General features: G+C 57.3%; 2 protein-coding genes. Both read right to left on the bottom strand.

Annotated features, from left to right (window positions below; genetic code table 11):
* Nucleotides 1-277: 277 nt before the first annotated feature.
* A complete protein-coding gene (locus ACRC1E_RS04035; RefSeq protein WP_438513826.1) occupies nucleotides 278-520 on the bottom strand; it encodes a zinc ribbon domain-containing protein in 243 nt (80 codons plus the stop codon).
* Nucleotides 521-535: 15 nt separating this feature from the next.
* Nucleotides 536-1,173 (bottom strand): RNA-guided endonuclease InsQ/TnpB family protein (locus ACRC1E_RS04030; protein ID WP_438513825.1); only part of this gene is annotated, 638 nt, incomplete at its 5' end.

Here is a 1,173-nt window from a genome sequence, read left to right as displayed (position 1 = left end):
TAAATCGCTTCTTTCTTATTGTCGGCCTGAGCGCCTATCACGGTGCAATTGCCTTGTCCGGCATAGTTCACGCACTGTACCCAGAAACGGCTGGAGCCGGCCTTGACGAGCTCGGCACGCGAGCCGCATTTGCTGCAGGGCTTAAGAATAGCGGCGTTAGTTTCAGTCATACGATCCTCTTGCTGCGGTGGGATAGTTGATATCCTCCCCGCCCTCTCGCTTGCGCGAGCCAGTCTTGAGACCGGAAAGGACGGGGATTCCTACTGCGTCTAGTCGCTTACGCGGCTAGCTCACTTCGGTGGGTTCCTGCTGCTGGCGGCATTGCTGCACCGCTCACTTCACAGGCTAGCCGGGCGTATCCCGCCCTTAAAATATTGATCGCGCCGACGGTATCGGCATGATTCTCGTAGCCGCATTCCACGCATTTGAACAGGGCTTGGGTCTGGCGGTTCAGTTTCGAGATATGACCACAGGCCGGATTCGGGCAAGTCTGGCTGGTATGGTGCGGTGGTACGGCAATCAGGTGTCCACCTTTTCATGCCAGCTTGTAGTCCAGTTGCCGCCTGAATTCGCCCCATCCCTGATCCAAGATCGCTTTGTTCAGGCCAGACTTCGCCCGCACATTGCGCCCTGGTTGTTCGACACTGCCGGCTGCTGACTTCGACATATTCCGCACTTTCAAATCCTCAACACAGACAATCGCTTGGTTTTCACAGATGCGGGTCGAGGCTTGGTGCAGGAAGTCTTTGCGGACATTGCCGATACGGGCGTGGAGCTTCTGGACGCGAGCTTTCGCCTTCTTCCAGTTGTTCGAGAACTTGGTTTTCCGGCTCAACCCCTGCTGCGCTTTACGCAAGCGGGCTTGATGCCGTTTGAAGCTGTTGACCGGTGCGATGAACGCGCCGTTATCGAAAGCCGCGAAGCGGGCAATCCCCACATCAATGCCGATCATGCCGCCTTTCGGCAGCGGGATGGCGACTTCACGCTCGGTCTGGATGGATACAAACCACCTGCCCGCGTCGCGGCTGTTGCGGTAGCGCAGCCAGCCGAGCTTAGGCAGGAAGATACGGCTATTGCCTTGATCGAGTTTGCAGCCTTGCGGGTAGCGGAAGCTGTCACTGAGTCCTTTTCGCTTAAAGCGGGGAAAGTCTGCCCGCTTGGCGAAGAAGTTGC

This window comes from Craterilacuibacter sp. (genome assembly GCF_051659485.1).
GTDB lineage: Bacteria > Pseudomonadota > Gammaproteobacteria > Burkholderiales > Chromobacteriaceae > Craterilacuibacter.
The sequence above is the reverse complement of the archived record's forward strand: the minus strand, read 5'-3'. Positions and strand labels throughout refer to the sequence as shown.